The sequence below is a fragment of the Luteolibacter yonseiensis genome (genome assembly GCF_016595465.1).
GTDB lineage: Bacteria > Verrucomicrobiota > Verrucomicrobiia > Verrucomicrobiales > Akkermansiaceae > Luteolibacter > Luteolibacter yonseiensis.
Genome location: NZ_JAENIK010000013.1, coordinates 599524 through 606838, shown reverse-complemented (window position 1 = coordinate 606838; position 7315 = coordinate 599524). Strand labels below are relative to the sequence as shown.

The following is a 7315-nucleotide window of genomic DNA, read 5'->3' as shown; positions in this document are numbered from 1 at the left end:
TCAACATCCGTGAATATCGCGTCACGGGCCCGGCGCGGCTGCCGCGGCTGGCGGTGGAGGAGGCGGTGTATCCGTATCTCGGGCCGGGGCGTTCGGCGGATGATGTGGAGGCGGCGCGGGTGGCCTTGGAAAAGGCGTATCACGACCGCGGTTTCCAGACGGTTTCGGTGGTGGTGCCGCAGCAGGATCCGCGGCGCGGGGTGATCCGGCTGGAGGTGGCGGAGGCGAGGGTGGGGCGCCTGCGGGTCAATGGCGCGCGGTTTTTCCTGCCGAGCCGGATCAAGGCGGACGCTCCGTCGCTGGCGGAGGGGAACGTGCCGGACATGAAGCGGGTGGAGAAGGAGATCGTGGCGCTCAACCGTCTGGCGGACCGCCGGGTGACGCCGGAGCTGCGCGCGGGGGTGGTGCCGGGGACGGTGGACATCGATCTGAACGTGGAGGACAAGAATCCGCTGCATGGTTCGCTGGAGCTCAACAACCGTTACAGTTCGAACACGACGCCGCTGCGGTTGAACGGGTCGCTGAGCCATGGCAATCTCTACCAGCTGGGGCATACGGGTGGTTTCAATTTCCAGGTGGCCCCGGAAAACACGGATGACGCGAAGGTGTTCTCGGGTTATTATCTGGCGCGGGTTTCGGACAGCGTGAGCCTGATGCTGCAGGGCACCAAGCAGGACAGCGATGTGGCCATCGTCGGCGGCTCGGCGAGCATCGGCCGCGGCCACACGGTGAGCCTGCAGGCGCTCATCGACCTGCCGTCACAGGACAAGTTTTACCAGACGCTGTCGCTGGGCCTCGACTACAAGCATTTCTCCGACGAGGTCGTTTCCCTGGGGAAGAAACAGTTCACCATCGATGAAACCGCCATCGAGTATTGGCCGCTTTCGGCGAATTACGGGGCGACGTGGCTGGCGGAGAAGGCGTTCACGGAGGCGAATACCTCGCTGAACCTGCACCTGCGGGGCATCGGCAGCGGGGAGAGGGATTATGCGAACAAGCGTTACAACGCGGACGGGAGTTATGTGTTCCTGCGCGGGGATGTGGCGCACACGCGCGATCTGCGGGATGATTCGCAGCTTTTCGGCAAGGTGCAGTACCAGCTGGCGGACAAGCCGCTGGTGAACAACGAGCAGATCTCCGGCGGCGGCCTGGGGACGGTGCGGGGTTACCTGGAGGCGACGTCGCTGGGTGACAACGGTGTCTTCGGCACGGTGGAGTACCGCACGCGGCCGCTCACCGGCGGGTCCGAAGCGAAGCCTGGGACGACGCCCAACGAGTGGCGGTTCCATGGTTTCGTGGATGCGGGGCTGGTGGGGATTTATGACCCGCTGCCGGGCCAGCGGAAGCGTTTCGGTCTGGCCAGCGCGGGCGCTGGGACGCGCTTCAAGTTCGCGGATCATTACAACGGCTCGGTGGACCTGGCCGTGCCTTTCATCAGCCAGACGGACACGGAGTCCGGAGACGTCCGGGTGACCTTCCGTGGCTGGGCGGACTTCTGACCACCCCTTGCCCGCATCCGCCGACCTCCTTCATTTTCCTCATTTTTCCCACATGAAACATCCCGCCCTCATTCTCCCCGTTTCGCTTCTGCTCGCCCATGCAGGCATCGCCGCCGGCGATGCCGGAGCCGCGTGGTGGAACCCCGCCTGGACGAAGCGCCAGACGCTCACGCTCGACACCTCGGGTGACGCCGCGGCTCTTCCCGGATCGCCCGGCACGGCCACGGTGCTGGTGCGTTTGTCGGACGGGAACTTCCCGTTCGCCAGCGCCCGCGAGGATGGCAGCGACCTGCGCTTCATCGCCGCGGACGGGAAGACGGCGCTCAGCCACCAGATCGAGAGTTATGACAACCTGCTCAACGAGGCGTTCGTGTGGGTGAAGGTGCCGGACATCGGGGCGTCGGGGAAGACGACGATCCATCTTTATTCCGGCAATCCGGCGCCGGACGCCGGCCCGAAGGCGGCCGAGGCGTATGACGCGGACACGGCGCTGGTCTGGCACTTCGCCGGACGTGGCGCGGCCCCGGCCGACACCACGGGGAACAACAACAGCGCGACGGCCCCGGCGACCACGGCGGAGGGCTCGCTCATCGGCAACGGCCTGCGCCTGCTGGCCACGCCGGTGACGCTGCCCCAGTCGCCGTCGCTCGAGTGGAAGGCCGGCCAGGCGCTGACGCTCTCCACCTGGATCAAGCCCGCCGCGCTGCAGGACAACGCGGTCCTGCTCAGCCGTGGCGAGGGTGCGTCCTCTTTCCAGCTCCTGCTCAACCAGGGGGTGCCGGTGATCAGGCTCGGCACGCAGGCCAGCGCCGCCGGAGCGCCTGTCGCGGCGAATACCTGGAGCCACCTTGCGCTCGTCGCGGATGGCGCGAAGCTGCAGCTTTTCGTCAACGGCGCGCCGTATGCCACGCTTGCCGCCGGCCTTCCCGCGCTGGCGGCGCCGATCACGCTCGGCGCGGAGAACTCCGGGTTCGCCGGCGAGGTCGACGAGTTCACGCTCTCCACCACCGCGCGTTCCGAGGCGTGGATCAAGCTGGCCGCGGTGAACCAGGGTTCCACGGACGCGGCCCAGCGGACCGTGGTGCTGGGAGCCGGCGAGGGCGGCGAGGGCGGCGAGGGCGGCGGCGAGCAGAGCCACCTCATGGAGCACCTCTCGCTGTTCGGCGACATCGCCAACAACATGATGTTCGACGGCTGGATCGCCATCGGCGTGTGCGCCATCATGATCGTCATCGGCTGGACGGTGGCCGTCCGGAAATTCCTTTATCTCAACTCGATTGAAAAAGGCACCAAGGTCTTCCTCGAGCGATGGAAGCACCTGTCCACCGACCTGACCGCGCTCGACCACGGCGACCGGTCCAGCATCAGCACGCTCGGCGGCAAGACCGGCGAGGACGAGCAGCACCTCATCGAGAGGTCGCCGCTCTACCACATCTACCAGATCGGTTCCGAGGAGATCCGCCACCGCCTCGACAAGGGCGACGCCCGCGGGCAGGGGCTCAACGGCCGCTCCATCCAGGCCATCCGCGCCAGTCTGGACGCGGGGCTGGTGCATGAGAGCCACCGCCTTTCCGACGGCCTGGTCTACCTGACCATCAGCATCGCCGGTGGTCCGTATGTCGGCCTGCTCGGCACCGTGGTGGGTGTGATGATCACCTTCGCGATCATCGCGAAGTCCGGCGAGGTGAACGTGAACTCGATCGCGCCGGGCATCGCCTCCGCGCTGCTGGCCACCGTGGTGGGCCTGGTGGTGGCCATCCCCGCGCTGTTCATCTACAGCTACCTGAACGGGCGGATCAAGAACTCGCTGGGCCTCATGCAGGTCTTCATCGACGAGTTCGTCGCCAAGATGGCCGAGTTCCACAGCCCCGCCGCCGGCGCGGACACCAACGGAGGTTCTTCTCACTGAGGACAGGTCCCATAGGACCCATGGGACCTATATCCTCCTCTTACCATCAACCATCAACTTCCAACCCTCAACCTCTTCCATGGCCTCCGCCGACGACAAAAGCTACGACGACATCAACGTCACCCCGATGGTGGACCTCTATCTGGTGCTGCTGCTCATCTTCATCATCATGACCACGGCGGGCGTGCAGGGGGTGAAGGTGAACCTGCCGAGCGCGAGCAAGGCGTCCTCGCCCAAGCTGGAGGCGCCCAAGACGCAGGCCATCACCATCGACAACCAGGGCAACATCAAGCTCAACACGTTCACCGTCACGCTGGCGGACCTGGAGACCAAGCTCGCCGCCATCAAGGCCGCCACGCCGGAGGTGCCCGTCGTCGTCCGCGGCGACCGCGCCAGCCAGTACCAGGGCGTCATGGACGTGCTCGACGTGCTCGGCCGCGTGGGCATCACCCAGATCGGCCTGGCCACCCAGCCGCCGAAGTAGAAGCACTGAATCACAAGCATTGAATTCGAAACGAAGAACAGGCCTCCGCCTTCTTCCTCCAACTCTCAACCATCAACCATCCACTCTCCACTTCCTCCCACATGTCCCCACGCCCGCCATTCCCGCCGCCCGCGCGCAAGCCGTCCAAGCACCGCTTGCTGATCGGCATCATGCTCGCCGTCGTGCTGGTGGGGGGGCTCTTCTCCTTTTTGCTCAACGGTGGGAAAAACACGCGCAAGGCCGTGCCGCGCCAGGAAGTGGTCACCATCACGCTGCCACCGCCGCCGCCGCCACCGCCGCCGCCGCCGCCACCGAAGGTCGAGCCCCCGCCACAGGAGGACAAGCCGGAGGAGGAGCTCGTCGAGGAACAGCCCGTCGACCTGACGCCGCCGGACGAACCGGCGGAGGCCCCGCCGTCCGAAGACCTCGGCACCAACATCACCGGCGGCAACGGTCCCGACATGGGGCTCACCGCCGGCGGGGGCGGCGGCCGCGCCGGAGGCGGCAAGGGCGGCCTCGGCGGCGGGAACAAGTACGCCCGCTACTCGCTCTCCGCCAAGACCTCCATCGAGAACGCCCTGAGGAACGACCCGGTCACCCGCAAGGCCGTCATCAGCGGACTGACCCTCGAGTTCTGGCCCGGCGCCGACGGCACCATCACCCGCGCCCGCATCATCGGCTCCTCCGCCGGTTCGGATCTCGACCAGGCCGTCAGGCGCGTCCTCACCGGCCTGCAAACACCGCCCGCGGCCAGCGCCGCCGAAATGCCACCCTCCGTCAAAATCCGCATCAAAGCCCGCAAGCCCGGCAACTGACACCTTTTCCCGTTCCCCATGTCTTCCATCCGCCCCATCGCCGCCACCCTTTTGCTCGCCCTCGGCACCCCGCTCCACGCGCAGGAACCCGACATCGGCAGCGCGCCCGCCAACCCCTCCGAAGACGTGCCAGCTACGGAAACTCCCGTACTTCCACCCGGAGCCGCGGAGGAGCAGCCCGCCGCCCCCTCCACCAACGTCACCGTCAACCTCATCGCCCGGCTCGTGGAAAAAGGCATCCTCGGCAAGGAGGAGGCCGCCGCCATGATCCAACAGGCCGAGGCCGAGGCACAGCAGGCGCTGCAAGCCCAGCAGGCCGCCGCGGCCGCCGCCGACATCGCCGCGCTGCCGCCCGAGCCCACCGCCGACGAGATGCGCGTCAGCTACATCCCCGAGGTGGTGAAGAACAACATGCGCGACGAGATCAAGCAGGAGCTCCTCGCCGAGGCCCGCGAACAGAAATGGAGCGAGAAACGCTACCCGGAATGGACCGATAAATTCCGCCCCTTCGGCGACCTGCGCGGCCGTTACGAAGGAGTCTATTTCGGCGAGGGCAACGACAACACCGGCGCCTTCCCCAACTTCAACGCCATCAACACCGGATCGCCCTTCGACACCTCCGGCACCCAGTTCTCCCCGCAATACAACGTCGACCAGGACCGCGAGCGCACCCGCCTGCGCGCCCGCGTCGGCACCGACATCATGCTCGGGGACGGCTTCAACGGCGGCCTGCGCGTCGCCACCGGCGACACCAACAGCCCGACCTCGCCCAACCAGACGCTCGGCGGCTCCGGCGGGAATTTTTCCAAATACGCCATCTGGCTCGACCGCGCCTTCCTCAGCTACGACGCCGGTCCGGGCGATGGCGAGGAGCTCGTCTTCCTGATGGGCCGTTTCGACAACCCCTTCCTCTCCAGCGAAGTCCAGTGGGACGACGACCTCGGCTTCGACGGCCTCGCCGTGCGCGGGAAAGTCAGGCTCAACGACAAGGCCGGCACCTTCTTCACCGCCGGCTACTTCCCCGTCTACAACACCGACTTCAACTTCGCCTCCAACCAGCCCTCCAAGTTCGAAAGCACCGACAAGTGGCTCACCGGCGCGCAGATCGGCATCGACTGGAAGATCACCGACGACCTCACCGCCAGGTTCGGCATCGCCTACTACGACTTCAGCAACATCTCGGGCAAGCTGTCCGACCCCTACACCCCGCTCACCGCCAGCGACGCCGGCAGCACCGACGGCACCCGGCCCGGCTTCGCCCAGCGCGGCAACACCTACATGGCCCTGCGCGACATCGTCCCCACCGCGGCCAACGACTTCGGCACCAAATACCAATACCAGTACTACGGCCTCGCCTCCGAATTCCGCAACCTCACCATCACCGGCAAGCTCGAATACGACGCCTACGACCCCGTCCGCCTCGCCCTCGCCGGAGAAGTCACCAAGAACATCGCCTTCGACAACGGCGCCATCGGCAAAAAGGCCGTCAACAACCGCGGTCCCGGCTCCGCCGGCAAGGCCGGCGAGTTCGAAGGCGGAGACACCGCCTGGAACCTCGCCTTCACCGTCGGCAAGCCCGCCATGGAACAATTCGGCGACTGGCAGGCCGGCTTCGGCTACCGCTACGTCGAGAGCGACGCGGTCGTCGACGGCTTCACCGACTCCGACTTCGGCGGCGGAGGCACCAACGTCCAGGGCTTCCTGCTCGGCGGCAGCATGGCCGTCAGCCCCGCCGTGCGCGTCGGCCTCAAATGGATGAGCAGCGACGAGATCATCGGCTCCCCGCTGAGCACCGACACCCTGCAGTTCGACATCAACGCCAAGTTCTAACAACCGGTCATGAAACTCCTCAAAGCCATCCTCCTCCTCGGCGCCGCGCTGCCCTCGCTCCTCCACGCCGCCGAAGAACCCGATCCGGGCCTCAAGCTGCGCGAGCAGCTCCGCGCCGTCACCCTCCAGCTGCGCACCGCCCAGACCGAGGGAGCCAACGCCCAGGCCGCCGCCGCCGCCGCCGACCAGAAATCCAAGGACCTCGCCGCGAAGATCGAGACGCTCGAGAAACGCGGCGCCGCCCTCGAAAAGAAAGCCCTCGCCGACAAGACCGCGTCCGAGCAATCCACCGCCGCGCTTGAAAAGAAGGTCGCCGACCGCGACGCCAGCCTCGCCCAGCACAAGGAAGCCCTCCTCAAATGGAAGGACGGCTACGAAAAAGCCGCCGCCACCGCCACCGCGAAGGAACAGGAACGCGCCCGCCTCGCCGGAGAACTCACCGCCGCGAAAAACACCCTCGCCGACCGCGAGCGCAAGAACATCGCCCTCTTCAACACCGCCACCGAGATCCTCGACAAGTTCGAGAACTACTCCCTCGGCAAGGCCCTCGCCGCGCGCGAGCCGTTCATCGGCACCACCCGCGTCAAGGTCGAGAACCTCGTCCAGGGCTACAAGGACCGGATCCTCGACAACCGCATCGCCGCCCCCGCCGCCGGCAAGGCCCCGTGACCGTGACATGCCGGAAAGCATATCTTAAAAACATATCATTAAAAGATGACATAAAGATGACAAAAACATGATGAAGGTGATCCAAGGCCGCCCCCGGCGGCGGATCATC

The 7315-nt window shown here is 66.4% G+C and carries 6 protein-coding genes; all 6 read left to right on the top strand.

The window, feature by feature from the left end; genetic code table 11:
- On the top strand, positions 1-1499 hold a 1499-nt coding region (locus JIN84_RS22905; RefSeq protein WP_200350193.1), incomplete at its 5' end, for a ShlB/FhaC/HecB family hemolysin secretion/activation protein.
- 52 nt (positions 1500-1551) lie between these two features.
- Positions 1552-3408, top strand: a complete 1857-nt coding sequence (locus JIN84_RS22900) for a MotA/TolQ/ExbB proton channel family protein (RefSeq protein ID WP_200350194.1) — start codon at positions 1552-1554, stop codon at positions 3406-3408.
- 79 nt (positions 3409-3487) lie between these two features.
- Positions 3488-3892 carry an ExbD/TolR family protein gene (locus JIN84_RS22895; RefSeq protein ID WP_200350195.1) on the top strand — a complete coding sequence of 135 codons (405 nt, stop codon included), beginning with the start codon at positions 3488-3490 and terminating at the stop codon, positions 3890-3892.
- A gap of 101 nt (positions 3893-3993) precedes the next feature.
- Positions 3994-4707: an energy transducer TonB family protein gene (locus tag JIN84_RS22890; protein WP_200350196.1), complete on the top strand. Its 714-nt coding sequence runs from the start codon at positions 3994-3996 to the stop codon at positions 4705-4707.
- 18 nt (positions 4708-4725) lie between these two features.
- Positions 4726-6537: a putative porin gene (locus JIN84_RS22885; RefSeq protein ID WP_200350197.1), complete on the top strand. Its 1812-nt coding sequence runs from the start codon at positions 4726-4728 to the stop codon at positions 6535-6537.
- 9 nt (positions 6538-6546) lie between these two features.
- The gene (locus tag JIN84_RS22880; protein ID WP_200350198.1) at positions 6547-7206 is read left to right on the top strand and encodes a hypothetical protein; all 660 of its coding nucleotides are present in this window, start codon (positions 6547-6549) and stop codon (positions 7204-7206) included.
- Positions 7207-7315 lie beyond the last annotated feature (109 nt).